Source organism: Saccharopolyspora shandongensis (genome assembly GCF_900106995.1).
In the GTDB taxonomy this organism is placed as follows: domain Bacteria; phylum Actinomycetota; class Actinomycetes; order Mycobacteriales; family Pseudonocardiaceae; genus Saccharopolyspora; species Saccharopolyspora shandongensis.
The window spans coordinates 90,028-116,323 of the sequence record NZ_FNOK01000007.1; the positions used below are offsets into that span (position 1 = coordinate 90,028).

The 26,296-nt window shown below is 69.7% G+C and carries 23 protein-coding genes; 19 read left to right on the top strand and 4 right to left on the bottom strand.

The features are described from left to right. Positions 1–73: 73 nt before the first annotated feature. From BLW84_RS09855 to BLW84_RS09865, 3 genes are all read left to right on the top strand, one after another. Positions 74–397 (top strand): DMT family transporter, encoded by a 324-nt coding sequence (locus BLW84_RS09855; RefSeq protein ID WP_093263975.1) that lies wholly within the window; start codon positions 74–76, stop codon positions 395–397. Then, positions 394–1,014: a TetR/AcrR family transcriptional regulator gene (locus BLW84_RS09860; RefSeq protein ID WP_093263978.1), complete on the top strand. Its 621-nt coding sequence runs from the start codon at positions 394–396 to the stop codon at positions 1,012–1,014. The genes BLW84_RS09855 and BLW84_RS09860 overlap by 4 nt, the downstream gene beginning before the upstream one ends. Before the next feature lie 350 nt (positions 1,015–1,364). Continuing rightward, entirely contained in the window at positions 1,365–1,886 is a 522-nt protein-coding gene (locus BLW84_RS09865; RefSeq protein WP_093263980.1) for an O-acetyl-ADP-ribose deacetylase, read from the top strand. Between the two features lie 247 nt (positions 1,887–2,133). On the opposite strand, the gene BLW84_RS09870 is transcribed toward BLW84_RS09865, so the two are convergent. After that, entirely contained in the window at positions 2,134–2,796 is a 663-nt protein-coding gene (locus BLW84_RS09870) for a DUF4232 domain-containing protein (protein WP_093263984.1), read from the bottom strand. 248 nt (positions 2,797–3,044) lie between these two features. On the opposite strand from BLW84_RS09870, the gene BLW84_RS09875 reads away from it, so the two are divergent. From BLW84_RS09875 to BLW84_RS09895, 5 genes are all read left to right on the top strand, one after another. Then, positions 3,045–4,001 (top strand): DUF4097 family beta strand repeat-containing protein, encoded by a 957-nt coding sequence (locus tag BLW84_RS09875; protein ID WP_093263987.1) that lies wholly within the window; start codon positions 3,045–3,047, stop codon positions 3,999–4,001. A 220-nt stretch (positions 4,002–4,221) separates the two neighbouring features. Next, positions 4,222–6,099, top strand: a complete 1,878-nt coding sequence (gene dnaK / locus BLW84_RS09880; protein ID WP_093263989.1) for a molecular chaperone DnaK — start codon at positions 4,222–4,224, stop codon at positions 6,097–6,099. Positions 6,100–6,116: 17 nt separating this feature from the next. After that, positions 6,117–6,827 carry a nucleotide exchange factor GrpE gene (gene grpE / locus BLW84_RS09885; RefSeq protein WP_093264322.1) on the top strand — a complete coding sequence of 237 codons (711 nt, stop codon included), beginning with the start codon at positions 6,117–6,119 and terminating at the stop codon, positions 6,825–6,827. A gap of 25 nt (positions 6,828–6,852) precedes the next feature. Beyond that, positions 6,853–8,034 carry a molecular chaperone DnaJ gene (gene dnaJ, locus BLW84_RS09890; RefSeq protein ID WP_093263992.1) on the top strand — a complete coding sequence of 394 codons (1,182 nt, stop codon included), beginning with the start codon at positions 6,853–6,855 and terminating at the stop codon, positions 8,032–8,034. A gap of 2 nt (positions 8,035–8,036) precedes the next feature. Next, entirely contained in the window at positions 8,037–8,489 is a 453-nt protein-coding gene (locus BLW84_RS09895; protein ID WP_093263994.1) for a heat shock protein transcriptional repressor HspR, read from the top strand. 452 nt (positions 8,490–8,941) lie between these two features. Here the strand turns inward: BLW84_RS09895 and BLW84_RS09900 are convergent, their stop codons facing one another. Next, the gene (locus tag BLW84_RS09900) at positions 8,942–10,045 is read right to left on the bottom strand and encodes an FAD-binding oxidoreductase (protein WP_093264325.1); all 1,104 of its coding nucleotides are present in this window, start codon (positions 10,043–10,045) and stop codon (positions 8,942–8,944) included. A gap of 301 nt (positions 10,046–10,346) precedes the next feature. Here BLW84_RS09900 and BLW84_RS09905 point away from each other — a divergent pair, with 301 nt between their 5' ends. The 5 genes from BLW84_RS09905 (at position 10,347) to BLW84_RS09925 (ending at position 16,000) form a co-directional block, all read left to right on the top strand. Next, positions 10,347–11,150 (top strand): pyridoxamine 5'-phosphate oxidase family protein, encoded by an 804-nt coding sequence (locus tag BLW84_RS09905; RefSeq protein WP_093263997.1) that lies wholly within the window; start codon positions 10,347–10,349, stop codon positions 11,148–11,150. Positions 11,151–11,298: 148 nt separating this feature from the next. Continuing rightward, on the top strand, positions 11,299–11,781 hold the full coding sequence (locus BLW84_RS09910) for a MarR family winged helix-turn-helix transcriptional regulator (protein ID WP_093263998.1): 483 nt from the start codon (positions 11,299–11,301) through the stop codon (positions 11,779–11,781). 164 nt (positions 11,782–11,945) lie between these two features. Continuing rightward, a complete protein-coding gene (locus tag BLW84_RS09915; protein WP_093264000.1) occupies positions 11,946–12,440 on the top strand; it encodes a MarR family winged helix-turn-helix transcriptional regulator in 495 nt (164 codons plus the stop codon). Positions 12,441–12,520: 80 nt separating this feature from the next. Continuing rightward, positions 12,521–15,052 (top strand): MFS transporter, encoded by a 2,532-nt coding sequence (locus tag BLW84_RS09920; protein WP_483880102.1) that lies wholly within the window; start codon positions 12,521–12,523, stop codon positions 15,050–15,052. 93 nt (positions 15,053–15,145) lie between these two features. Continuing rightward, positions 15,146–16,000, top strand: a complete 855-nt coding sequence (locus BLW84_RS09925) for a YceI family protein (RefSeq protein WP_093264327.1) — start codon at positions 15,146–15,148, stop codon at positions 15,998–16,000. 136 nt (positions 16,001–16,136) lie between these two features. Here BLW84_RS09925 and BLW84_RS09930 read toward each other — a convergent pair whose 3' ends face one another. After that, positions 16,137–17,699, bottom strand: coding sequence for an alanine/glycine:cation symporter family protein (locus BLW84_RS09930; protein ID WP_093264003.1), 1,563 nt, complete (start codon positions 17,697–17,699; stop codon positions 16,137–16,139). A 198-nt stretch (positions 17,700–17,897) separates the two neighbouring features. On the opposite strand from BLW84_RS09930, the gene clpB reads away from it, so the two are divergent. Beyond that, positions 17,898–20,480: an ATP-dependent chaperone ClpB gene (gene clpB, locus BLW84_RS09935; RefSeq protein WP_093264006.1), complete on the top strand. Its 2,583-nt coding sequence runs from the start codon at positions 17,898–17,900 to the stop codon at positions 20,478–20,480. Positions 20,481–20,835: 355 nt separating this feature from the next. Here the strand turns inward: clpB and BLW84_RS09940 are convergent, their stop codons facing one another. Further along, a complete protein-coding gene (locus BLW84_RS09940) occupies positions 20,836–22,053 on the bottom strand; it encodes an MFS transporter (RefSeq protein ID WP_093264008.1) in 1,218 nt (405 codons plus the stop codon). A 127-nt stretch (positions 22,054–22,180) separates the two neighbouring features. On the opposite strand from BLW84_RS09940, the gene BLW84_RS09945 reads away from it, so the two are divergent. The 5 genes from BLW84_RS09945 (at position 22,181) to BLW84_RS09965 (ending at position 26,253) form a co-directional block, all read left to right on the top strand. Next, a complete protein-coding gene (locus tag BLW84_RS09945) occupies positions 22,181–22,810 on the top strand; it encodes a TetR/AcrR family transcriptional regulator (protein ID WP_093264011.1) in 630 nt (209 codons plus the stop codon). Between the two features lie 304 nt (positions 22,811–23,114). Next, positions 23,115–23,507 (top strand): GntR family transcriptional regulator, encoded by a 393-nt coding sequence (locus BLW84_RS09950; RefSeq protein ID WP_093264013.1) that lies wholly within the window; start codon positions 23,115–23,117, stop codon positions 23,505–23,507. Next, positions 23,504–24,379: an ABC transporter ATP-binding protein gene (locus tag BLW84_RS09955; RefSeq protein WP_093264015.1), complete on the top strand. Its 876-nt coding sequence runs from the start codon at positions 23,504–23,506 to the stop codon at positions 24,377–24,379. The genes BLW84_RS09950 and BLW84_RS09955 overlap by 4 nt, the downstream gene beginning before the upstream one ends. Continuing rightward, entirely contained in the window at positions 24,376–25,245 is an 870-nt protein-coding gene (locus tag BLW84_RS09960; RefSeq protein ID WP_093264017.1) for an ABC transporter permease, read from the top strand. The genes BLW84_RS09955 and BLW84_RS09960 overlap by 4 nt, the downstream gene beginning before the upstream one ends. A 78-nt stretch (positions 25,246–25,323) precedes the next feature. Further along, entirely contained in the window at positions 25,324–26,253 is a 930-nt protein-coding gene (locus tag BLW84_RS09965; RefSeq protein ID WP_093264019.1) for an ABC transporter permease, read from the top strand. The last annotated feature ends 43 nt before the right edge of the window (positions 26,254–26,296 follow it).

Below are 26,296 nucleotides of genomic sequence, written 5' to 3' on the forward strand. Positions count from 1 at the left end.
CGCGTGCACGCGTGATCGGCCATCCGTATGCTGAAAAAGTAGGGCACTCGTACAAGTTTCTCCGGGAGGAAGCGTGGCCTACCTGCTGCTGGCGGTGGCGATCTTGAGCGAGGTGCTCGCCACGGTCTCGCTGAAGCTGTCCGAGGGCTTCAGCAAGACCGTCCCGTCGATCCTGGTCGTGGTCGGCTACCTGGTGGCCTTCAGCGCGCTCAGCGCCGTGCTCAGGCTCGGCCTGCCGGTCGGCGTCGCCTACGCGATCTGGGCCGGGGCCGGGGTCGCGCTGGTGGCGATCATCGGCGCGGTGTTCCTCGGCGAGGGCATCACGGCGGTGCAGGTCGCCGGCATCGCGCTGATCATCGGCGGCGTGCTGGCGCTCGAACTGGGCGGCGCGCATTGACCTCGCCGCGGCGCGCCCCCGACGAGGCGGAGACCGACGGTCGCCGCCTCAAGGGTGAGCGCCGTCGCCGCGCGATCATCGACGCGACGCTGCGGGTCGTCGCCCGCGACGGCGTCGCCGCGGTGAGCCACCGCAACATCGCCCGCGAGGCCGGGGTGCCGCCCGCGTCGATCGCCTACTACTTCGCGGGCATCGACGACCTGCTGGTGGCCACGCTGCTGGAGAGCTGCGAAACCCTGATCAACGAGATCGACCGGCTGAGCGGGCAGGTCCGGGACGGTTCCGACTGGCCGCGGGTGATCGCCGAGGCACTGGCGGCGATGGTGCGCGACCAGCGCGAACGCACCCTGGGCGAGTACGAGCTCTACCTGCTCGCCGCCCGCCGCCCGGCGCTGCGCCCGGCGGCCCGCCGCTGGATCGAGGTGGCCACCGGGTTCCTCAACGGCGGCGCGGGCGGCGACGAGCCGGTGGTCCGGGCGCTGTTCGCCGCGATCGACGGCCTGCTCATGCAGGCGCTCATCGCCGACGAGCCGCCCACCGCGGACGAGCTGGAACCGACGGTGCGCTTCCTCCTCCAGCCGGTGGACTACCTGCGGGACGCGCGACTGATCAACTGAAGGTCGTGCTGTTCGCCCGGAAATCAAAGGTCCAGTTTCAATTGAGCGTTTTTCATCCTGGTGAGCCCGCAGTCGCGGGTCGCAAAGGTGCACGTCGATGGGGTGTCGCATGCGCCGCAGGCGCATAGCCCACCTACGACACTTGCACCGCCGCGGGTTCTCAGAGGCTTCCTGGCGAGAACGGCCCCTCCGCCGTGTATTGGACATACATCAGGAGGGGCACCCACAGACCAGGGAGCCTCTGAGGTTCCGCTACCCGCACCGCCACGCAAATCGAGGTTGGAAAAACCTCAATGAAACTGCGGTCGACGCGGTGAGCGGGCTTCGAGGGGGCGGCGCACACTCCTCGCATGCGGGTCACGCTGGTCCGGGGCGACATCACCGAGCAGGACGTCGACGCCGTCGTGAACGCGGCGAACTCGTCGCTACTCGGCGGTGGCGGCGTGGACGGCGCGATCCACCGGCGCGGCGGCCCGGCGATCCTCCAGGAATGCAGGCTGCTCCGCGCGAGCCGGTACCCGGGCGGGCTGCCGACGGGGCAGGCGGTGGCGACCACCGGCGGTGAGCTCCCGGCGCGCTGGGTGATCCACACCGTCGGGCCCACCTACAGCGCAGCGGCGGACCGGTCCGGGCTGCTGGCGTCCTGCTTCCGGGAATCCCTGCGGGTCGCCGACGAACTCGCCGCCGAGGTGATCGCGTTCCCAGCGATCTCCACCGGCGTCTACCGGTACCCGCTCGACGAAGCGGCGCGGATCGCCCTGCGCGCCGTGCGCGATGCCGAGACCGACGTCGTCGAGGTGCGCTTCGTGCTCTTCGACGCCAAGTCCCTCGCCGCTTTCGAGGCCGCCCACGACGAGGTCTTCGGCGCCTGACCGATCGGTCCTAAGCGGACTGACGCCGAAAGCTCGCGAGCGATTTGGATCGCCATAGCGGTGGAGTAGGGCGGGTTGTTGTCTTTGAAGCGGCGCAGCCTACGCAACTTGCACCGCCGCGGGTTCTCGGTGCCCACCCCTCCGGGGGTCTCCCAGTGAGGACAGCCCCGAGCGAGAAGGCTTCTGTAACTCCCGCCAGGGGGCCGCCACCCGCACCGCCACGCAAAACGAGCCTGGAAAACAGGTTTCAGCCGATGACGGTGTTGTTCGGTCCCGCCTGGACCACGCCGACCTGCGCGTAGTCGGAGTCCTGGGTGAACGTCGTGCAGCCCATCGCGCCGGGCAGCGGCAGGAACATCGCCGCCTTGCTGTTCGGCGGGTACACCCGCAGGCCCTCGGCGGCCTCGGCGCCGCAGTCCTCCGGGTTCATGTGCGCGACCGGGCTGAACAGGAAGGGCGCGGACGCCGTCTCGCCCGGCGCCAGGCTGATGACCGGCCGGTCCTTGATCACGCGCTTGGCGGGCTCGCCGATCTGGCGGCCGCCGCTGCCGACGTAGGAGACGCCGGGCGCGGAGGAGAGCGTGCAGGTCGTCGAGCCGATGTTGGTGAACTGGATCGGCGCGTAGATGTGCCCGGCGGCGCCGTCGGATTCGCCCATCGTCAGCTTCAGGACGTCGACGCCGCAGTCCTGGCGAGTGCTGGAACCGGCCGATCCGCTGGAGCCCTGGGTGTTCGAGTTGCCGTCCGCCTCGACCGAGCCCTGGCCCGACCCGGCGGAGCTCGACGCGACCGCGTCCGAGGTGCCCGGCTGCGGAGCGGAAGTCGCGGGGCTGCAGGCCGTCGTGGCGGCGAGGACGAAAGCGCCCGCGACGAACATGCCGACCCGAATCCCCCGGGAGTTCTTGAACATTTCGCATCTCCTTGCTTCGTTCGCTGCGCCCGATCAGGAGACGCGTTGGCGCGCAAGGGGTTGCGTCGGGTGCGCCACGTCACAGTCGCGGCAGCGCAGCCGGATGGCGGAAGACGAAAGTCGTGCGGCCGCCGCCGAAAGCCGGCTTCGGGAGGATTCCGGGATGTTTCGGGGGTGCCCCTGAGGTGGAGAACGGGCGTTGTGCGTACTTTCGTGGGCGCGATCAAACGGATTCAGGGGGAATCACGATGGCTCGGGTGGGACTCGCGGTGGGTGGCGCGACGCTGGTGCTGATCGGGGGCGCGGCGATGTTCGCGTGGCCGAAGTCGTCCGTGCAGGAGCGCACCACCGCGTTGGACGGGATCGATCGCATCGAGCTCGCGGGCGGCAGCGGCGAGGTCGAGGTGCGCCACAAGCCCGGCGCCCGCGCCGAGGTCGTGCAGCGCGTGAACCGCTGGGAAGGCCTGTTCTGGGGCGGCGGCGCCACCGACGAGATCGAGCACCGCATCGAGGGCGGTGCGCTGGTGCTCTCCACCGACTGCGGCTGGAACTGCAGCGTCGACTACGAGGTCACGCTGCCGGTCTCGGTGCCCGTGCAGGGCAACCTCGGCTCCGGCGGGCTGGACGTGGCCGGCATGCGGTCGGTGCAGGCGGAGACCGAATCCGGGGAGGTGCGGATCGGCGACATCGGCGGCCCGGTCGCCGTGCGCACGGGTTCCGGCGGGGTGCTGGTGACCCGGGTGAACGGCCCGGTCGACGCCGAAACCGGCTCCGGGGAGATCTCGCTGGAGGAGATCGGCGGCGAGGCCAGGATGCGCACCGGCTCCGGCGGGGTCTCGGCGCGCGGGGTCGACGGCTCGGTCGACGCGAACACGGGCTCCGGCGAGATCACGCTGGCCGGGATCGGCGGCCGCGTCACGGCCGAGAGCGGCAGCGGCGGCATCAGCGGGGAAGACCTGCGCGGTGCGGAGATCGTCGCGAAGGCCGATTCCGGCGACGTCGAGCTGCGGCTGACCGCCCCGCAGTCCGTCGACGCGTCCACCGGCAGCGGCGGCATCGAGCTGACCGTGCCCGGCGACCACTACCGCGTCGAGGCGGAGGCCGACTCCGGCGGCGTCGACGTGGGCGTGGTGCGGGACCCGGCGGCCGCGAAGCGCCTGACGCTGTCGACCGGCAGCGGCGGCATCACCGTCCGGCAGGCCTGACCCGTCCGCCACCGGCCGATTCGATCACGGCGCGGTGTCGGCCACGTCACGCCCGGGAACTCCCGTCGCTGGTCAGCCGTTGTACTGGCAGAAAGCTTGAGTGACCCGCGCTCAATCCGGATTGACGGTGATGATGCGCGTTGGGTAAAACTTGAGTGAACAAGGCTCAAGGGTCGGGGATGGTCCTTGAGCACAGGTTGCAAGTCGGGAGGAATTGAGCATGGCGCGAGCGGTCGGCATCGACCTGGGGACGACCAACTCCGTCGTTTCCGTCCTGGAGGGCGGCGAACCGACGGTGATCGCCAACTCCGAGGGCTCGCGGACCACGCCGTCGGTGGTGGCCTTCGCGAAGAACGGCGAGATCCTCACCGGTCAGCCCGCGAAGAACCAGGCCGTCACCAACGTGGACCGCACCAACCGGTCGGTCAAGCGGCACATGGGCACCGACTGGAAGGTCCAGATCGACGACAAGCCCTACACGCCGCAGGAGATCAGCGCCCGCGTGCTGATGAAGCTCAAGCGCGACGCCGAGGCGTACCTGGGCGAGGACGTCACCGACGCGGTGATCACCGTCCCGGCTTACTTCGAGGACGCCCAGCGGCAGGCCACCAAGGAAGCCGGCCAGATCGCCGGCCTCAACGTGCTGCGCATCGTCAACGAGCCCACCGCGGCCGCGCTGGCCTACGGCCTGGACAAGGGCGAGAAGGAACAGACCATCCTGGTCTTCGACCTCGGTGGCGGCACCTTCGACGTCTCGCTGCTGGAGATCGGCGAGGGCGTCGTCGAGGTCCGCGCCACCAGCGGTGACAACCACCTCGGTGGTGACGACTGGGACGAGCGGGTCGTCGAGTGGCTGGTCGAGAAGTTCAAGTCCTCGTCGGGCATCGACCTGACCAAGGACCGGATGGCCATGCAGCGGATCAAGGAAGCCGCCGAGAAGGCCAAGATCGAGCTGTCCAGCTCCTCCACCGCGAACATCAACCTGCCGTACATCACGGTCGACGCGGACAAGAACCCGCTGTTCCTGGACGAGACGCTGTCCCGCGCCGAGTTCCAGCGCATCACCTCCGACCTGCTGGAGCGCTGCCGCAAGCCGTTCGAGGCGGTCATCCGCGACGCCGGCACCAAGCTGGAGGACATCGACCACGTCGTGCTGGTCGGTGGTTCCACCCGCATGCCCGCGGTCAGCGACCTGGTCAAGGACCTGACCAACGGCCGCGAGCCGAACAAGGGCGTGAACCCGGACGAGGTCGTCGCCGTCGGCGCCGCCCTGCAGGCCGGTGTGCTGCGCGGTGAGGTCAAGGACGTCCTGCTGCTGGACGTCACCCCGCTGTCCCTGGGCATCGAGACCAAGGGCGGCATCATGACCAAGCTGATCGAGCGCAACACCACGATCCCGACGAAGCGCTCGGAGACCTTCACCACCGCGGACGACAACCAGCCGTCGGTGCAGATCCAGGTCTTCCAGGGCGAGCGCGAGATCGCCGCGCACAACAAGAAGCTCGGCATGTTCGAGCTGACCGGCCTCCCGCCGGCGCCGCGCGGCATGCCGCAGATCGAGGTCACCTTCGACATCGACGCCAACGGCATCGTGCACGTCTCCGCCAAGGACCTGGGCACCGGCAAGGAGCAGTCGATGACGATCACCGGCGGCTCCGCGCTGCCGAAGGACGACATCGACCGGATGGTCAAGGACGCCGAGGCGCACGCCGACGAGGACAAGAAGCGTCGCGAGGAGGCCGAGGCCCGCAACCAGGCCGAGACGCTGGTCTACCAGACCGAGAAGGTCCTCAAGGAGAACGACGAGAAGCTGCCCGCCGACGTCAAGGACAAGGTGAAGGCCGCGATCGGCGAGGTCAACGAGGCGCTCAAGGGCGACGACGTGCCCGCCATCTCCGCCGCGGTGGAGAAGCTCGCCACCGAGTCGCAGGCCCTCGGCCAGGCGCTGTACGCCGAGGCCGGTGCCAACGCCGCGGCCGGTGCGGGTGACGCCGGTGCGGCCGGTGCCGGTGCCGGTGCCGCCGGGGCCGGTGCGTCGAAGGACGACGACGTGGTGGACGCGGAGATCGTCGACGACGAGGACGAGAAGAAGAAGTGACCGCGGACAGGCCGGAAATGTCGCGCAACGAAGGCGAGCAGGAGCCGGTGGTGGTCCGGGATCGGCGTCGCATCGACCCCGTGACCGGCCAGCGCCGGACGCCTGCTCCGAACGGAGAAGAGGCGCAGGTGGCCGAGACCATCTCCGGCACCCTCGACGAGGAGATCGTCAAGGGCGCCGCGCAGGAGGCCGCGGAGCCGACCGCCGAGCAGCCCGAGGGCGAGCAGGCGACCGGCGAGAAGGCCGAGCTGCAGAAGCAGGTCGACGAGCTCACCGCCGACCTCAAACGGGTCACCGCGGAGTACGCGAACTACCGCAAGCGGGTGGAACGCGACCGCGAATCGGTGATCGCCGCCGCGAAGGCGTCGGTGGCCGGCGACCTGCTGACGGTGCTCGACGACCTCGAACGCGCAGAGGCCCACGGCGACCTCAACGGCGCTTTCAAGGCCGTGGCGGACAAGCTGATCACGGCGTTGAACTCGGCCGGGCTGGAGGCGTTCGGCGCCGAAGGCGACGAGTTCGACCCGTCGGTGCACGAGGCGGTGCAGCACAGCACCTCCCCGGACGTCAGCGGCCCGACCGTCACGGTCGTCCTGCGTCGCGGCTACCGGTTCGCCGACCGGGTGCTGCGCCCGGCGATGGTCGGGGTGACCGACCACGAGCCGGCCGCCGAGCCCGCCGGATCCGCCGAGCCGGCGGCCGACGAGAACCAAGCCGAGCAGGGTTGATCGGGAACGGAGGGAGGAGCGCCCGGTGAGCGCCAGGGAATGGCTTGAGAAGGATTTCTACGCCGAACTGGGCGTCTCCTCCGCGGCTTCGGCCGACGAGATCAAGAAGGCGTACCGGAAGCTGGCCCGGGAGAACCATCCGGACGCCAACCCCGGGAACGCCCAGGCCGAAGCCAAGTTCAAGGCCGTCTCCGAGGCCTACGGCGTGCTGTCCGACACGGACAAGCGCAAGCAGTACGACGAGGCCCGGAAGCTGTTCGGCAGCGGCGGTTTCGGCGGCGGCCAGGGCGGCTTCGGCGGTTTCGGCGGCCAGGGTGGCGGCGGCTTCGACATCGGCGACCTCTTCGGGGGCGCCGGTGCCGGTGCCGGCACCGGTAGCGGCGGGCTCGGCGACCTGTTCGGCGGCCTGTTCGGCAACCGCCGTTCCGGCGCCGGCACGACCAGCCGGCCGCGGCGCGGCGCCGACGTGGAGACCGAGGTGCGCATCGACTTCGCCGAAGCGGTGCGCGGGGCCACGGTTCCGCTGCGGCTGTCCAGCCCGGTGAGCTGCCCGACCTGCCACGGTTCGGGCGCCAAGCCGGGCACCCGGCCGCGCACCTGCGCCACCTGCACCGGTTCCGGGCTGGTGACGCGGAACCAGGGCGCGTTCGCGTTCAGCGAGCCGTGCCCGGACTGCCGGGGCCGCGGCTCGCTGGTCGACGACCCGTGCCCGGACTGCCGCGGCGAGGGCGTCAGCACCCGCAGCCGGACGCTGACGGTGCGGATCCCGGCCGGGGTGTCCGACGGGCAGCGGATCAGGCTGGCGGGTCAGGGCGAACCCGGTCGGCAGGGCGCCGCCTCGGGCGATCTGTACGTCGTGGTGCACGTCAACTCGCACCGGGTGTTCGGACGATCCGGTGATGACCTGACGATCACGGTGCCGGTCACCTTCCCCGAGCTGGCGCTGGGCACTACGTTGACCGTGCCGACCCTGGACGGGAAGGTCTCGCTGAAGGTCCCGGCCGGGACCGGCAGCGGCCGCACCTTCCGGGTGCGCGGCAAGGGCGTGGGCAAGAAGGACGGCAGCAGCGGGGATCTCATGGTGACGCTGCAGGTCGCGGTTCCGTCCAAGTTGGACGAGAAGGCGGCCGAGGCGCTGGCGGACTACGCGGAAGCGACCGCCGACCACGATCCGCGCCGCGACCTGAACGAGCTGCTCGGGAGGTAGTCATGGCCGGTCGCCCCACCGATCCGGGCTTCGGGTTCCCGCCAGGGGCCAACGAGGACACGCCGATGTTCGTGATCTCGGTGGCCGCACAGCTGTCCGGGCTGCACGCGCAGACCCTGCGCAGCTACGACCGGCTGGGCCTGGTCTCGCCCGGGCGAACCCCGGCGGGCGGCCGCCGCTACTCCCTGCGCGACATCGCCCTGCTCCGCGAGGTGCAGCGCCTCTCCCAGGAGGAGGGCGTGAACCTGGCGGGCATCAAGCGGATCATCGACCTGGAGAACGAGGTCGACGCGCTCCGAGCGAAGGTCCAGGAGCTGGCCGAGGAGGTGGCGGCGGCGCACGCGGCGGCGGAACAGGCCGCGGCGGCGGTGCACGCCTCCTACCGCCGGGACCTGGTCCCGATCCGCCAGGAAACGGCCCTGGTGGTCTGGAAGCCGGACCGCAAGCGCCGCTGAACGGTTCCCAGACTCTTCTCGCGTAGCGGTGCGAGCAGCCGGTCCCTGCGGGAATCACGGCAGCCTTCTCGACCCGGGACGTCCAGATTTTTCAAGCGAAGGGGCCCCTTTAATCGGCGATGCCGGTCAAAGGGGCCCCTTCGCCCATGTCCAGATCGAGCCGGTGGCAACGCTGCTTCGCGCCAGGCAAGCGACACAAGCCGCGTCCGCTTTTCCCACTCGTGCAACGGTGACCGCGATACGCAACGCCGCACGGTTCAAGTCGCCGCAAGCGGCGCAGCCGCTTAGCCCACCCTCGCAACCGGCACCGCCGCGGGTTCTCAGACGTCTTCTCGCGAGGACAGCCCCGTGGTTCATGCGCAAGTCGGGGATCCCACAGCGAGAAGGCGACCGTAATTCCCGCAGGGGGGCCGCTACCCGCACCGCTACGGAAGACGAGTTTGGAACACCTTCTAGTCCAGGGTGAACGGGTCGTAGTGGATGCGGTCGAGGGAGGTTCCCGCTACGAGCATGCTCGAGACCGTCGCGCGGATCATTCCCGGCGAGCCGCTGACCAGCACGTCCCAGCCCTTCCAGGCGCCGTAGCGGGTCACCGCCTCGGCGAGCGTGCCGTGCTCGACGCCCGAGAGGCCCGGCTCGTTCTCCAGCACCGGCGTGATCGTCAGCCACGGGTTGTGCATCGCGATGCGCTGCAGGTTCTCCAGGTCGTAGAGGTCCTCGCGGGTCCGGCCGCCGTAGAACAGCTGCACGCGCGGGTTCTCGCCGTACTGCGCGAGGTCGTCGATGATCGCGCGCATCGGGGTCACCCCGGTGCCGCCGGCGACCATCAGGACGTCCGGGGTGTTCTCCCGGTCCACGGTCAGCCGGCCCATCGGCGAGCCGATCCGCCACTGGTCGCCGGGGCGGGCGTGGCCGACCAGCGCCCGGCTGACCCAGCCGCCCTCCACGGACCGGACGTGGAACTCCATGATCCCGTCGGCGGTCGGCGCGTTGGCGGGGGTCAGGTACCGCCACAGCCGGGGCCGCTGCGGCACCTCGACGCTCACGTACTGCCCGGGCAGGTACGGCACCGGGTGGTCGGGCTGGATGCGGATCACGGCGACGTCCCAGCTCAGCCGCTCGTGGTGGACGATCTGGCCGGTGTACCAGGCGGGGCCGTCGTCGGTGGCGGCCGCTTCGGTCATCGCGGAGGCCATCACCGTGTACGCCTCGGCCCAGGCGCGCTCGACGCTGTCGGTCCAGGCGTCGCCGGCGTACTTCTTGATCGCGGCGAGCAGCGCGGTGCCCACCGCTTCGTAGTGGGCGGAGACCACGCCGAACTTGCGGTGGTCACGACCGAGCTGGTGCAGGAACGGCAGCAGCTCGTCGGGCTTGTCGACCATCTGGATGACGTGCACGAGCGCCCGCAGCAGGCGGCTGCGCTGCACTTCCATGTTCACCGCGAACAGGTCGCGGGTGGCCGGCGAGAGGCTGAAGAGCATGCCGTAGAAGAACCTCGACACCTCGTCGGTGTGCGGCTCGACGACGGCGAAGCTCTCACGGATCAGGCGGACCATCTTGCTCACACCGGAGTTCGACGGCTCGTTGTTCGGGGGTGGTCCGGGGCTCAGTACGGCATTCGCTGTCATGGTTCGGGGCTGTTCTCCACGTTGGCGGTCGTACCCAAGGCAGGCACACCACTACTTCCAAGCGTCCCCCGACACAGAGAGGACCCTAACTCGTGCCTCGTGACGCGTCTGCCTTGATGCCACTTTTGAGTGCTTTTCAACTACATCTTGTAGATCGTGCATCGATCTGTCGGGGGAACCTAGTATCCACCGTTGTAACGGATGAGGGAGGCGTGACACGGTGGCCCGCGTGACCCCCGATCACCCGACGCCGACCGGAACGGCCGATGCGGCGCTGCTCGACCTGGAGCTGTCCGACCCGCCGACCCCGAACGATGCCTGGCAGGCCGTGACCCCGCTCCAGCACCACGGCCCGGCGGCCGCGTCGCCGCGCGATCCGTTCGTCGAGGAGCGGCCCGTACCGCTGCCCGGTTCTACCGGCGAACACCTGCTGCAACGCGCCTACGGCACTGAGAAGCGCGCCCGGAAGTTCTACGACGACCAGGTGCTGGACCACCTGAACCCGCAGATGAAGGAGTTCATCGGGCGGATGGAGATGGCGTTCGTGGCCACCTCCGACTCGCACGGCGAGTGCGACTCCAGCCTCCGTGCCGGGCCGCCCGGCTTCCTGGAGGTCCTGGACGACCGGCACCTGTGCTACCCGGAGTACCGGGGCAACGGCGTGCTGGCCAGCCTGGGCAACATCAGCGAGAACCCGCACGTCGGGATCCTGCTGGTGGACTTCGTCACCGACCTGATCGGCCTGCACGTCAACGGCAAGGCCCGCATCGTCGAGGACGCCGACCTGCGCTCGATCTACCCGGCGCTGCCCGCCGAGTTCGACCGCGGCCGCACGCCGGAGCGCTGGGTGGTGGTGCAGGTCGAGGAGGCCTACATCCACTGCCGCAAGCACATCCCGCGAATGGTGCCGGTGCTGCGCACGCGCAGCTGGGGCACCGACGACGTCAAGCGCAAGGGCGGCGACTACTTCGAGTCCAAGGGCATGCCCCGGCCGTGGCACCGGCCCGAGCCGGTGGGCAGCCGCGACTGCTGAGCCCGGCCTGCGCGGCCACCCGCCCTGCCACGCGAAATGTGTTCGAGACGTGCACTTAAAGTGGGGCGAAACGGACTAGCGTTGACCTCGCGAGGAGCGGGCCGACGTGTGGTGCCGCCGGATCGTCGGCGGTGCGGGCGGGAGAGCTGTGATCGAGGACGAGGCGCGCGGGCCGATCGGCGGGGTGCGCGAGGAGGGTGTCGACCGGCGCACCGCGGCGGAATCCGTCGAGCGCGAGCTGGTGATGATGTTCCGCCGCGCCCGGAACCTGTCGACCGCGGTGGCCGCGCACGTGCACCCCGACCTGGATCCGGCCTCGTACAGCCTGCTGCTGATGGTCGACGACGCCGGGCCGCTGCGCGGCATGGACGTCGCGGATCGCACCGGGCTGGACAAGTCCACGGTGAGCAGGCAGATCGCCACGCTGGTGGACCTGGACCTGCTGGAGCGGGTGCCGGATCCGGACGACGGCCGGGCCCGCCGCATCCAGCTCTCCGACCTGGGCCGCGAGCGGCTGGCCCAGGTGCGCGAGGAGCGCCGCAAGCACCTGCACGGCCAGTTCGCCAGCTGGACCACCCAGGACCTCAAGGAACTGGCCCGCCTGCTGGGCAAGCTCAACGCCATGATGTGAGTTCGTTCCACCACGTGAGGGGCGCCCCCGGCCGATCTTTCCGGCCGGGGGCGCCCCTCGTTTTCGCTGATCGCGCGGGTGGTGGGTGGCGTCACAGCGGGACAAGTTGTGGCATGCAACTAAATGAGTTTATAGTTGCGTGCAGCAACTAAAGGATTGGGCTCATGGGACCGACACTCGAGACCTGCGCCGAGCTGCTCCGACCGCTACGCGCGATGCTCGGCCTCAAGCAGGTGGCCATGCAGCGAGGGCAGTTCACGACAGAACAGGTGCCCTACGCCGCCGCCGGGCTGCTCACCGAACTCGTCTTCCGCGGTGAATGCCGCGCCTCCGACCTCGCCCACCACCGGATCGTCGACGCGTCCGTGGTGAGCCGCCAGGTCGGGCAGCTGGAGCAAGCCGGCCTGATCACCCGCCGACCTGACCCCGCCGACCGGCGAGTAGCGCTGCTGCGCGCCACGGCCGAGGGGGAACGCGCGGTGGCGGAGCTGGAACGCCGGAAGGCGGAATGGATCGGCGAGGCGCTGGCCCACTGGGACGACGCCAAGGTGCGCCAACTCGCCGGCCTGCTGGGGGAAGCGATGGACGACATTCGTCGCAACACGATCCACGACGGAGCCTGTCTCGCCGGCCCCGTGACCAAGGAAGGAACTCGATGACCACCTCGACGGAGACGGCGCCGGACGCCACAGCGCCGGCCCGCCGGGACGGGCGCGACGAGCCCGCCGCGGGATCGTCGATGACGCATCGGCAGATCCTCGAGGCGATGTCGGGCCTGATGTTGGCGCTGTTGGTCGCCATCCTCAGCTCGACGATCGTGTCGAACGCGCTGCCCCGGATCATCGCCGACCTCAACGGCACCCAGGGTCAGTACACCTGGGTCGTCACGGCGATGCTGCTCACCTCGACCGCATCCACCCCGATCTGGGGCAAGCTCTCCGACCTGTTCAGCAAGAAGCTGCTCTACCAGCTGGCCATCACGATCTTCACGATCGGCTCGGTGCTCGGCGGTTTCGCGCAGTCCATGGAGACGCTCATCGGCTTCCGGGCCCTGCAGGGCATCGGCATGGGCGGCCTGCAGGCGCTGATCCAGGTCGTGATCGCGGCGATGGTCTCGCCGCGCGACCGCGGCCGCTACAGCGGCTACATCGGCGCCACCTTCGCGGTCGCCACGGTCAGCGGGCCGCTGGTCGGCGGCCTGATCGTGGACACCTCGTGGCTCGGTTGGCGCTGGTGCTTCTGGGTGACCGTGCCGATCGCGGTGATCGCGTTCATCGTGCTGGGCCGGACGCTGAAGCTGCCGGTGATCAAGCGGCCGGTGAAGATCGACTGGTTCGGCGCGTTGTTCCTGGTCGGCGGCGTGAGCCTGCTGCTGGTGTGGGTCTCGCTGGCGGGTAAGCAGTTCGAGTGGTGGTCGGTGGAGACCGCGGCCTACGTCGGCGGCGGCCTGCTCGCCCTGCTCATCGCGGTGATCATCGAGACCAAGGTCAGCGAGCCGATCGTGCCGCTGCGGATGTTCCGCAACCAGACGGTCACGATGGCCACCATCGGCACCGTCGCGGTCGGCACCGCGATGTTCGGCGGCTCGGTGTTCCTGGGCCAGTACTTCCAGATCGCGCGCAGCTTCACGCCGACCACGGCGGGGCTGATGACGCTGCCGATGGTCGGCGGCCTGTTCATCTCCTCGACCGTGTCCGGGCAGATCATCTCCAGGGTCACCGGCAAGATCAAACCGTTCCTGGTGATCGGCTCGATCGTGATGATCGCGTCGATGTGGCTGCTGAGCACCCTGGATCACGAGACGAACCTGGTGCTGGTCGGGGTCTACCTGTTCCTGATGGGCGTCGGCGTCGGCATGCTGATGCAGAACCTGGTGCTGGCGGTGCAGAACACCACCAGCGGCAAGGACATGGGGTCGGTGACCTCGGTCGTGACGTTCTTCCGGACCCTCGGCGGCTCGGCGGGCGTCTCGGTGCTGGGCGCGGTGCTGGCCACCCAGGTGTCGGACTACATCATGCAGGGCCTGGCGAAGATCCCCGGCCTGCCGAAGGGGGCCGGCTCGGGCGGCGGCTCGCTCGACGTCAACCACCTGCCGGAACCCGTGCAGACCATCGTGCGGGCGGCCTACGGCGACGCGATCGGCGACATCTTCTTCGTCTCCGCGTGCATCGCGGTGGTCACCTTCCTCGCGGTGATCTTCATCCGGGAGACCCCGCTGCGCAGCACGATCGACAGTCACGAGGAAAGGGAGGCGGCAGCCGTGGCCGCGCACGACGACGCTGTGGACAACCTCACCCGGCCTGTGGACAACTCGGCCGTGGCGCGTCCCGCGACGAACGGCTCTGCCCAGGTTGGGGGCGTCGGGCAGCGGCCCGCGCAGCTGGCCGCCGAGCCTGTGGACAACTCTGTGGATGGCCGCTCGGATGCCTGGTCAGAGCCGGTTGCGCCGCGTCGCTACGCGACCAACGGCAAGCACCTGGCGGGCGAGCTGACGAGCCCGGTCGACGGCGGCGGGCTGTTCGTGCACGGCACCGTCCAGGACTCGGTCGGCACGCCGGTGTCCGGTGTGGTGCTCACCCTCACCGACGCCAACGGGCGGCAGGTCGAGCGCGCCCGCACCGACCACGACGGGCAGTTCCAGCTCGCGGTCGGCCACGGCGGCACCTACGTGCTGATCGCCTCCGGCGGCAGCTACCAGCCGACCGCGTCGATGGTCGTGGTCGGCGACCGCCCGGTGCGCCACGACGTGCAGCTGCTCGGCGCCGGGCGGCTGACGGGCCTGGTGCACGTCGGCGGGCAGGGCGTCGCCGGGGCGATGGTGGTGCTCACCGACGTCCGCGGCGAGGTGGTCGCCAGCGCCGGCACCGGGCCGGACGGGCACTACCTGTTCGCGGACCTCGTCGGCGGCTCCTACGCGCTGACCGTCACCGCGCCCGGCTACCGGCCGGTGGCGAACTCGGTCACCGTGACCGATGGCGACCAGTCCACCCTGGACGTCGCGTTGCAGTCCGGCGCGCAGCTCAGCGGCGTGGTCCGGTCGGCCAACCTCGGTGTCGCGGTGGCGGATGCGCGGGTGACGCTGCTGGATTCCGGCGGCGCGGTCGTCGGCGCGGCGACCACCGACATCGACGGCAACTACACCTTCACCGACCTGCCGGACGGCGAGTACACGGTGATCGCGACCGGCTACCCGCCGATCGCCACCTCGCTGCGGCTGTCGGGCGAGCAGAGCACCCACGACGTCGAGCTCGGCTACCCGCAGGGCGACTGACCGGCGGTGCCGGGTGGTGCGGGCGGACCGTTCGCCTGGACGGTCCGCCCGCCCCGCACCAGGACTTCCAACGCGCAAGAGGAGATGTTCGAAATGGATCTCGGCCAACGGCAGGCCGAAGCGCCCGGTGTCGCCGCCGCATCGGGGGCGGTCACCGCGACGGTGCGCGGCGGCGACGGCTGGCCGGTGCCGGAAGCGGTGCTGACCGTCATCGACGGCACCGGCACGCAGGTCGCGAGGGTGCAGGGCGACGCGCAGGGCTCGGTGGTCGCCGCCGGGCTCCGGGCCGGCGCCTACACCGCGATCGTCACGGCGGTCGGGCACGAGCCGCTCGCCCGGACCACGCTGGTGCACGACGGGACGGCCGCCACCCTCGGCGAGGTCGAGCTGCGCCGGGTCGGCGGGGCCGACCTGCCGTCGCCCGGGCTGTGGCGGATCGACCCGGTGCACTCGTCGATCCAGGTCACCGCCAAGCACCTGGGCATCAGCAGCATCCACGGGCGCTTCAACGAGTTCGCCGGCGAGGTGCGCATCGGCAACCCGGTGGAATCGTCCACAGTGGAGGTCCGGATCGCCGCGGCCGGCATCGACACGGCCAACGGGATGCGCGACGACCACCTGCGCAGCGCGGACTTCCTGGACGTGGAGCGGCATCCCGAGATCACCTTCCGGTCCACCGGGCTGCGCCCGCGCGGCGGCGACCGCTGGGACCTCGACGGCGAGCTGACGCTGTGCGGGGTGACCCGGCCGGTGCGGCTGGACACCCGGTTCGCCGGCGTGGGCCCGGACCCGTGGGGCGGCACCCGGGCCTCGGCGACGGCGACCACCCAGCTGCGCCGCGAGGACTTCGCGATGACGTTCAACCAGGCCCTGCAGACGGGGATCGCCGCGATCGGCACCACCCTGAAGGTCGAGATCGACATCCAAGCCGTCCGCGAGGACGGGTAGTGTTCCAGGCCCGTTTTGCGTGCGTCACGCGTCGCGGCGGCGGTTGCGTGCATGGGTGAAAGAGCTCGTGAGTACTTTGGATCGCTATGGCGCTCCAAAGTACTCACGAGCATTCATCTGCTGAAACCCTTGTGCGTCAGACCTTTTCGAACTTGCGGACCTCGCCGGTGCGCAGCTTCTCCCGGTAGGACGCCAGTTCCCGCTTCACCACCGGGACCATGATGTACAGCCCGATGATGTTGAACAGAGCCAGCGCGAACAGCACCGCGTCGGCGAAGTTCAGCACGCTGCCCAGCGTCAGCACCGAGCCGACGACGGTGAACAGGCAGAACACCACGTTGTAGATGCGCTCGCTGGTCTTGCCCTTGCCGAAGAGGAACAGCCACGCCCGCTGGCCGTAGTAGCCCCAGGTGATGATCGTGGAGATGGCGAACATCGCGACGGCCAGCGTGAGGACGTAGGGGAACCACGGCAGCACCGTGGCGAAGGACTCCGAGGTGACGGTGACGCCGTCCGGGGTCTCGCCACCGGCCAGCACCTGCTGCTGGGCGTCCACCCAGAACTGCGTCTTGGCGATGACGATGGTCAGCGCCGTCATGGTGCACACGATCACCGTGTCGATGAACGGCTCCAGCAGCGCGACCAGGCCCTCGGTGGCCGGGTGCTTGGTGCGCACCGCGGAATGCGCGATGGGCGCCGAGCCGAGCCCCGCCTCGTTGGAGAAGGCGGCTCGCTGGAAGCCGACGATGAGCACGCCGATCATGCCGCCGAACCCGGCCTCCGGGGTGAACGCGCCGGAGACGATCTCGCCGACCGCGGTGGGCACCGAGTCGATGTTGACGCCGATGACGATCAGGCAGGCGGTCACGTAGATGACGGCCATCGCTGGGACGAGGCGGCTGGTGACGGCGCCGATGGACTTGATCCCGCCGATGATCACGGCGCCGATGATGACCGCGAGCAGAATGCCGAAGACCAGGGCCGCGCCGTCGGAGCCGAGCCAGCCGGTGTCGCCGCCGGTGACGTCGCGCAGCTGCGCGAAGGTCTGGTTGGCCTGGAACATGTTGCCGCCGGCGATGGCGAAGAACAGGATCATCACGGCGGCCAGCACGGCGAGCACCTTGCCCAGCACCGCGCCGAACGCGCCGGGGATCCGCTCCGGGATGCCCTTGCGCAGGTAGTGCATCGGGCCGCCGGAGACGGTGCCGTCCGCGGCGATTTCCCGGTACTTCACGCCCAGCGTGCACTCGACGAACTTGGTGGCCATGCCGAGCAGGCCGCAGACGATCATCCAGAACGTCGCGCCCGCGCCGCCGATGGTCACCGCCACGCCGACGCCGGCGATGTTGCCGAGCCCGACGGTGCCCGACAGCGCCGAGGCCAGCGCCTGGAAGTGGTTGATCTCGCCCGGTTCCTTCGGGTCGGTGTACTTGCCCCGGACCAGGTCGATGGAGAGCTTGAACGCGCGGAACTGGACGAAGCCGAAGACGACCGTGAACACCGCGGCGGCGATGACCAGCCAGGCCACGATCCACGGGAAGGTCACGCCGAAGACGGTGATCTTGCCGAAGACGATGTCGGAGAAGCCCTCGGAGATCGGGTCGAACACGCTGTTGATCGCGTTCTCGATGTCGGCCAGGGCGCCGGATTCGGCGGCCAGGACGAGCCCACCGTCCGGCGGCGATGTGCTGTAGGTCATAGCCGTGTAGCTAAATAGGGTTAAAACGTTCGATCAAGCAAATCTGATGACATTTCGGATAAATCGAAATCTCGCCGCGACCCGAAGTGAGTCAGCTGACTATTCTTGAGTGGAACTCGCTCAAGTTTCCTCACGTTGACCGGGTAACATGGTGGCTGCAGAGACCCGAACCAGCCGCCCCCGGCCACGAGGTGAGGAATGGACGCGTTCAACCCGACGACGAAGACCCAGCAGGCGGTCTCCTCCGCCGTGCAGGCCGCAACGGTGGCCGGCAACCCGGACGTCGACCCCGGTCACCTGCTCGGCGCGCTGCTCGCCCAGGGCGACGGGCTGACCGCGCCGCTGCTGACCGCCGTCGGAGCCGATCCGACGGAGGTGCGGCGCGAGCTGGAGCAGCTCGTCAACAAGCTGCCGACCGCCAGCGGCAGCACCGTGTCCGCGCCGCAGCTCTCCCGCGACGCGGTCAGGGCGCTGACGCACGCCCAGCGGCTGGCGACGGAGATGGGCGACGAATACGTCTCCACCGAGCACCTGCTGGTCGGGCTCGCCGCCGAAGGCGGCCGGGTCGCCGATCTGCTGCGCAAGCACGGCGCGACGCCGGAGGCGCTGACCGACGCGTTCGGCAACGTGCGCGGCTCGGCGCGGGTGACCAGCCCGGACCCCGAGGGCACCTACAAGGCGCTGGAGAAGTACGGCCAGGACCTCACCGCCCGCGCCCGCAAGGGTGAGCTCGACCCGGTGATCGGCCGGGACGCCGAGATCCGGCGCGTCGTGCAGGTGCTGTCCCGGCGCACCAAGAACAACCCGGTGCTCATCGGCGAGCCCGGCGTCGGCAAGACCGCGATCGTGGAGGGCCTGGCCCAGCGCATCGTCGCCGGTGACGTGCCGGAATCGTTGCGCGGCAAGCGGGTCGTGGCGCTGGACCTCGGTTCGATGGTGGCCGGCGCGAAGTACCGCGGCGAGTTCGAGGAGCGGCTCAAGGCCGTGCTCAAGGAGATCACCGAGTCGGCCGGGCGGGTCGTCACCTTCATCGACGAGCTGCACACCATCGTCGGCGCCGGTGCCTCCGGCGAGGGCGCGATGGACGCGGGCAACATGATCAAGCCGATGCTGGCGCGCGGCGAGCTGCGCATGGTCGGCGCGACCACGCTCGACGAGTACCGCGAGCACATCGAGACCGATGCCGCGCTGGAGCGCCGGTTCCAGCAGGTGCTGGTCGGCGAGCCGAGCCCGGAGGACACCGTCGCGATCCTGCGCGGCCTCAAGGAGCGCTACGAGGTGCACCACGGCGTGCGGATCACCGACGGCGCGCTGGTCGCCGCGGCCACCCTGTCCGACCGCTACATCACCGCCCGGTTCCTGCCGGACAAGGCCATCGACCTGGTCGACGAGGCCGCGTCCCGGCTGCGCATGGAGATCGACTCCCGGCCGGTGGAGATCGACGAGGTCGAGCGCGCGGTGCGGCGGCTGGAGATCGAGGAGATGGCGCTGTCCAAAGAGGACGACCCGGCCTCGTTGGAGCGCCTCGCCGCGCTGCGCGCGGAGCTGGCCGACCGCCGCGAGAAGCTCTCCGAGCTGACTGCGCGCTGGCAGCAGGAGAAGGAGTCCATCGACAACGTCCGCGATCTGAAGACGCAGTTGGAGCAGCTGCGCGGCGAGTCCGACCGCGCGGAGCGCGACGGCGACCTGGGCAAGGCCGCCGAGCTGCGCTACGGCCGGATTCCGAAGCTGGAGAAGGAACTCGAAGCGGCCGCGCAGACGCAGTCCGAGCGCAAGGCGATGCTCCAGGAGGAGGTCACCGCGGACGACGTCGCGGACGTGGTCAGCGCGTGGACCGGCATCCCGGCCGGCCGCCTGCTGGAGGGCGAGACCGCCAAGCTCCTGCGGATGGAGGACGCGCTGGAGTCGCGCGTCGTCGGGCAGTCCGAGGCGGTGCGCGCGGTGTCCGACGCGGTGCGCCGGACGCGCGCAGGCGTCGCCGACCCGGACCGGCCGACGGGCTCGTTCCTGTTCCTCGGGCCGACCGGCGTCGGCAAGACCGAGCTGGCCAAGGCGCTGGCCGGGTTCCTGTTCGACGACGAGCGGGCGATGATCCGCATCGACATGAGCGAGTACGCCGAGAAGCACTCGGTGGCCCGGCTGGTCGGCGCGCCGCCCGGGTACGTCGGCTACGACCAGGGCGGGCAGCTGACCGAGTCGGTGCGCAGGCGCCCGTACTCGGTGGTGCTGTTCGACGAGGTGGAGAAGGCCCACCAGGACGTCTTCGACGTGCTGCTGCAGGTGCTCGACGACGGGCGGCTCACCGACGGCCAGGGCCGCACGGTGGACTTCCGCAACACGATCCTGGTGCTCACCTCGAACCTCGGCTCGCAGGCGATCGCCGAACCGAACCTCACCGATCAGGAGCGCGACGAGGCGGTGCGGTCGGTGGTGCGCGGGCACTTCAAGCCGGAGTTCCTGAACCGGCTGGACGACGTGGTGGTCTTCCACTCGCTGACCACGGACGAGCTGACGTCCATCGTGGACATCCAGGTGGACCGCCTGGCCCAGCGGCTGGCCCAGCGCCGGTTGACCCTGGACGTGCAGCCGGCGGCGCGGGACTGGTTGGCGCTCAACGGTTTCGACCCGGTCTACGGCGCGCGCCCGCTGCGCCGCCTGGTCCAGTCGGCGATCGGCGACCAGCTCGCCAAGAAGCTCCTGGCCGGCGAGATCCGGGAGGGCGACAAGATCCGCGTCGACACGGCGGACGACAACGAGTCCCTCACGGTCGAAGCCGCCTGACCTTCGCCCCACGGGCCCTGACCGCACCCCGGGTGTGCAGTTTCAATTGAAACTGCACACCCGGGGTGCCCGGGTTTCCCGCAGTTTCAATTGAGGTTTTTCCAGCCTCGTTTTGCGTGGCGGTGCGGGTGGCGGAACCTCAGAGGCTCCCTGGTCTGTGGGTGCCCTGACTTATGTATGTCCAATACACGGCGTCAGGGCCGTCCTCGCCGAGGGAACCTCTGAGAACCCGCGGCGGTGCAGGTGTCGTAGGTGGGTTATGCGCCTGCGGCGCATGCGGCACCCCATCGACGTGCAGCTTTGCGACCCGCGGCTGCGGGCCGAGCAGGATGAAAAACCCTCATTGAAACTGCGGTCAGCGGCGGGCGAAGGTGGAGAGGGCCGCGACGGTGACGAAGACGGCCGCCGTCGCGGTGAAGACCAGCGTCGCCGCGGTCAGGCCGTAGGCCGTGCTGAGGAAGCCCAGGGCGACGCTGGGGACGCTGGCCGACAGGTACGCCACGACGTAGATCAGCGCCGCGGTGCCCGCCCGGTGTTCCGGGGAGGCCAAGCCGGTCAGCATCCGGAATCCGCCCATGAACACCAGGCCCCAGCCGGTGCCGAGCACCGCCGAGCCGACGAAGAACACCGAGGCGCCCTGTCCGAGCGCAGCCGCCGCCACTCCCGCGAGCCCGGCGAGCATCAGCGGCGCGCCGACCCGCACCGCGCGCCGCGCCTCCCAGCCGCCCAGCAGCAGTTGCGCGAGCCCGCCGAACCCGGCCAGCACCGCGACCGCCAAACCGCCCACCAGGTAGGGGTTTCCGCTGACCAGCCCCTTGGCCACCGACGGCCCGAGGGACATGAACATGCCGCCGACGATCCACGAGGCCAGCAGCGTCGTCGCCATCAGCGCGAACGCCGCGCCCTTCCCGGCAGGCACGGTCGGCCGCTGCGGGCGCAGCACCTCGCGCAGTGCGCTGCGGTGCGTGACCGGCTCGGGCATCAGCAGCACGCCCGGGATCGCGAGCAGGAACCCGAGGATCAGCAGCAGGTAGCTGGTCAGCGTCGGCCCGGGCACGAACTGCACCAGCGCACCCGCCAGCAGCGAGCCGAGCGCCATGCCGAGCCCGGCGGCGACGCCGTTGATCAGCGATCCGCGATTGGTGCCCGGGCGCTGGAAGTCCAGCAGGGCGCCGCTGATCGCGCTGGTCGCGATCCCGGTGGCCAGGCCCTGCAGCGCCCGGCCGACCAGCAGCCAGCCGACGCTCGGCGCGATCGCGAGCACCAGCATCGAGGCGATCTCCAGCACGAGCCCGGTCAGCAGCACCGGCCTGCGGCCGATGTGGTCGGACAGCGACCCGAACAGCACCAGCGCGAGCAGGATGAGGACCGCGTAGACGGCGAAGACCTCGGTGAGGACCGTGGTGGTGAAGTGCCATCGCTGCTGGTAGATCGAGTACATCGGGGACGGCGCGGTGGAGGCCATCAGGAACAGGGCGTACAGCCCGCCGATGAACCAGAACGACGCGGGCCGGGACAGCGCGGCGCGGGTGAGGGGTCCGCTGCGGGGCTGGACGAGCTCCGTTGTGGTCATGCCTTCCTCTGCTTCCAACGGCCGCGGATCGCCCTGCTCGCAGCGGGCCGCAGCGGAATGAGTGATTCCGCTCGGGTCCAACCCGGCAGCGGAATGGATCATTCCGCTGTCCGCGTATGCTGTGGCCATGCCCACACCGGACAGGTCCGCGCAATACGACGACCAGGTCATCGCCGCCGCGCGCGAGGTGTTCGCCGAGCAGGGCTTCGCGGCGCCGATGTCGGAGGTCGCCAAGCGCGCGGGCGTCGGAGTGGCGAGCGTGTACCGGCGCTACCCGAGCAAGCAGGAGCTGGTCGAGCAGGTCCGCATCGCCGCGTTCCGGCGGATCATCGGCGAGGCGGAAGCGGCCCGCGCCGAGGAGTCCGATCCGTGGCAGGCCCTGGACCGGTTCATGCGCCGCTGCCTGCGGGAGGGCTCGGGGATCGGCACCGTGTTGCCGCCGATGGACCAGCAGCACACCTATTCCGCGGAGTTCCGCGAGCTGCAGCAGGGCGTCGCGAAGGAGATCGAGGCCCTGGTCGACGCCGCGAAGCAGGCGGGCGAGCTGCGCGCGGACGTGGACTGGACGGACATCCTGCTGCTGCTCAAGCACCTCAACCCGGCGCTGCCGACGAGCGAGGCCCGGCGGGCCGAGTTCCGCGCCCGCTACCTGTCCCTGGTGCTCGAAGGCCTGCGGGCGGGAGGCGCGGAGCTGCCGGGGCCGCCGCCGGACCGGGCCGAGTGGCAGGCCCTCTGCGACAACTTCGCCCTGTCCTGACCGATCGCCCCCGGGTTCGGTTTCCCTTGGTGGGTCCCCAATTTTGCCTAAAATCGGGTCGTTCGGAACCCGCTCAATTTTAGGCAAAATCGGACACTGCGGGACCCGAGTTCTGCATTGCGGAACCTTGGCTATGGGTCTTTCCCGTCTTGGTCTATGGGGGAAGTCGTCCTGCTCCGCTGCGCCTCAGCGTTCAGCTGGGGCGCTTTTTGCTGCTCAGGGGCCTTTTCGGGGGTTCGGCTTGACCTAGATCGGTCCATAGTTATCCTATGGTCGTAGGTAAATAGAGTGATAGGGGAAGTGCTTGATCGAGTTCCGCGTCGACAGCGGTACCGGGGTGCCGCCCTACCGGCAGCTCGTGCATCAGGTCGAGCACGCCCTCCGGCTCGGGCAGCTGCAGGTCGGCGACCGCCTGCCCACCGTCAAAGAAGTCGCGAAGAGCCTCGTCATCAACCCGAACACGGTGTTGAAGGCGTACCGCGAGCTGGAGCACAAGGGACTGGCCAAGGGCCGTCCCGGGGCGGGCACGTTCATCGAGAGCGGCCTGACCGGGCTCCCCGCTGAGAAGCAGGCCGAGTTGCGCGCCGGCCTGGAGCGGTGGCTGACCGAGGCGTACCGGGCCGGCATGGATTCCGACGGCATCGCCGCGCTGATCGCGACGGCGCTGCACGACTTCCGTCCTGAGGGGAACCAATGACTGAAATCGCCATGACGGCGACCGGCCTCGGCAAGCGGTACGGCCGCAAGTGGGGCCTGCGGAACTGCTCGCTGCAGGTGCCCGCGGGCCGGGTCGTCGGCCTCGTCGGCCCGAACGGCGCGGGCAAGTCCACGCTGCTGAACCTGATGGTCGGCCTGCTCGCGCCGACCGAAGGCGAGCTGACACTGCTCGGCGAGCGCGTCGGCCCCGGCACCGTGCTGGACCGCGTGGCCTACCTCGACCAGGAGCACTCGCTGTACCGGAACTTCAAGGTGCGCGAGATGCTCAAGGCCGGGCGGATGCTGAACAAGCGCTGGGACGAGCAGATCGCGCTGGACCGCCTCGCCGAGCTGAACATCCCGCTGGAGAGCCGGATCGGCGGGCTCTCCGGCGGCCAGCGGGCGCAGGTCGCGCTCGCGGTGGCCCTGGCGAAGAAGCCCGAGCTGCTGATCCTGGACGAGCCGGTGGCGAGCCTCGACCCGCTGGCCAGGCGGGAGCTGATGAGCGTCCTGATGGAGACGAAGGCCGACTGGGACTGCACCGTGGTCCTGTCCTCGCACGTGGTCTCCGAGCTGGAGCGGCTCTGCGACCACCTGATCGTGCTGGACCACGGCCAGGTCAAGCTCGCCGAGGACATCGACGACCTGCTGGAGCAGCACCACGTCCTGACCGGGCCGGCGGGCGCGGTGGCGGGCGTGACCGGCGAGGTCGTGCACCGGGAGGAGCGCGGCGACCGGGTTTCCCTGCTGGTGCGCGGGAATCCGCCGACTGCCGGCTCTTCGTGGGACGTGCAGCGCGTCGATCTGGAAACGCTCGTCATGCACTACCTGACGGCTGCGGCGCCGCCGCGCATCCGGGAGGCCGCCGCATGACCTGGTTGACCTGGCGGCAGCACCGGCTCGGGCTGGCCGGATTCGCCGTCGTCTTCCTCGGCGGGGCGGCGATCTACCTCTTCTCCGACTCGCTCGGCGCCGATGCCTCGACGGTTTACGCCACGCCGTACGGGTTCTCGCGCCTGGTCAAGTTCGTCGAGGACGCCAGCATCTTCCTGCTGCCGCTTCCGCTGCTGGTCGGCATGTTCGCGGGTGCTCCGCTGGTGTCCAGGGAGCTGGAGCAGCACACGTTCCGCTACGCGTGGACCCAGGGCGTTTCGCGGAGCCAGTGGCTGAGCAGCAAGGTGCTCCTGGTCGGGTGCGCGGTTCTGGCGCTCAGCACGATCTTCTCCCTCGTGCACATGAGCTGGTTCGCGCCGATGGTTCCCGAGATGGGCTGGTTCCGCTTCTTCAACCAGTCGATCCCGGCGTTCCCGATGAGCTGCCTGTTCACCTTCGCGCTGGGAGTTGCCGCCGGAACGCTGCTCAAGCGAACGGTGCCCGCGATGGCCGCGACCCTGTTCGGCGGCGCCGCGGTCTTCGTGGTGGTGGCCTGGCTGCTGCGGCCGAACTACCAGGAGCCGATGACCCTGACCCGGGCGGTCGAACCGGTCGGCCAGCAATCCGGATCCGACGACGTGCTCAACGATGCGTACTACCTCGGCACGGTTTACCGCGACAGTTCGGGCGGAACCGGGGTTTCGGCGGTCTGGCGAGAAGGTGAACCCGCGCCGCTGCGCATCGTCACCTACCACCCGGCGGACCGGTTCTGGTCCTTCCAATTCATCGAAGCGGGGATCTACCTCGCGTTGACCATCGCTTGTCTGGCGCTGGCCTTCTACTGGCTGCGCCGCAAATTCAGCTGACCTGATTCCGGGCGAAACGAGGGCGCGAATCGCGCCCCGACCGATGCTGCCCGGAAAACCCCAAAACCGGAGGTACGAATGATCTGGTTGACCTGGCGGCAACATCGGTTGATGATCGCCCTGGTCGGTGCGGTTCTGCTCGGTTTCGCCGCGTGGTTCCTGTTGCTGGGCAACGGAATGCGAGGTTCGCTGGGACCGGCCGAGTTGGCCGAGTGCATCGGGTTCGGCATGGACTGCGGCGAGTGGACTTCGTCGCTCGGCCTGCTGAACAGCCTGCAGACCACGCTGCTTCCCGTGCTGCCGGCGCTGATCGGCGCGTTCCTGGGCGCGCCGATGCTCACGCGGGAGATCGAACAGCGAACCTTCCGCTACGCCTGGACGCAGGGGGTCTCCCGCGAGCACTGGCTGTTCAGCAAGGTGTTCCTGCTCGGCGGCGCGATCGCGGTGCTCAGCGCCGTGTTCTCGGCCGCGTACATGTGGTTCTTCCAGCCGGCCGTGCCGGAGTGGAGCTGGTTCGACGCCTTCGGCATGCTGCTGCCGTCCTTCCCCGCGACGTGCGTGTTCGGTTTCGCGCTCGGCGTCCTGGCCGGAACGGTGACCAAGCACCTCCTCGTCGGAATGGCGTTGTCGCTGGTCGGTTTCCTGGCCCTCTTCCTCCCTGTCGTGGCGTGGCTGCGACCGCACTACATGTCGCCGATGCAGCTCACGGTCGACGAGTACTACAGCGGACCTCGCGGCTGGGTGACCGAGTTCGTCTACCGGAGCCCGGCCGGCGAGGAGTTGGACATCTTCGAGGCGCTCCGGGCGAGCGGCATCTCGCATGCGCCGAACTCCTTCGGCTCGGCCGAGACCGACCAGCTCAGCGCGGCCGGTTACACCCAAATCATGCTCGTCCAGCCCGGAAGCCGGTTCTGGACGTTCCAGTTCGTCGATGCCGGGGTCTTCCTGGTGCTCGCCGCGGCGTGCATCGCGCTGACCTGCTGGCTGTTGCGCCGCAAGGCGATCTGATCTCCCGGCTTTGCTCGGGACCTTCACTGAATCGAGAGGAAAA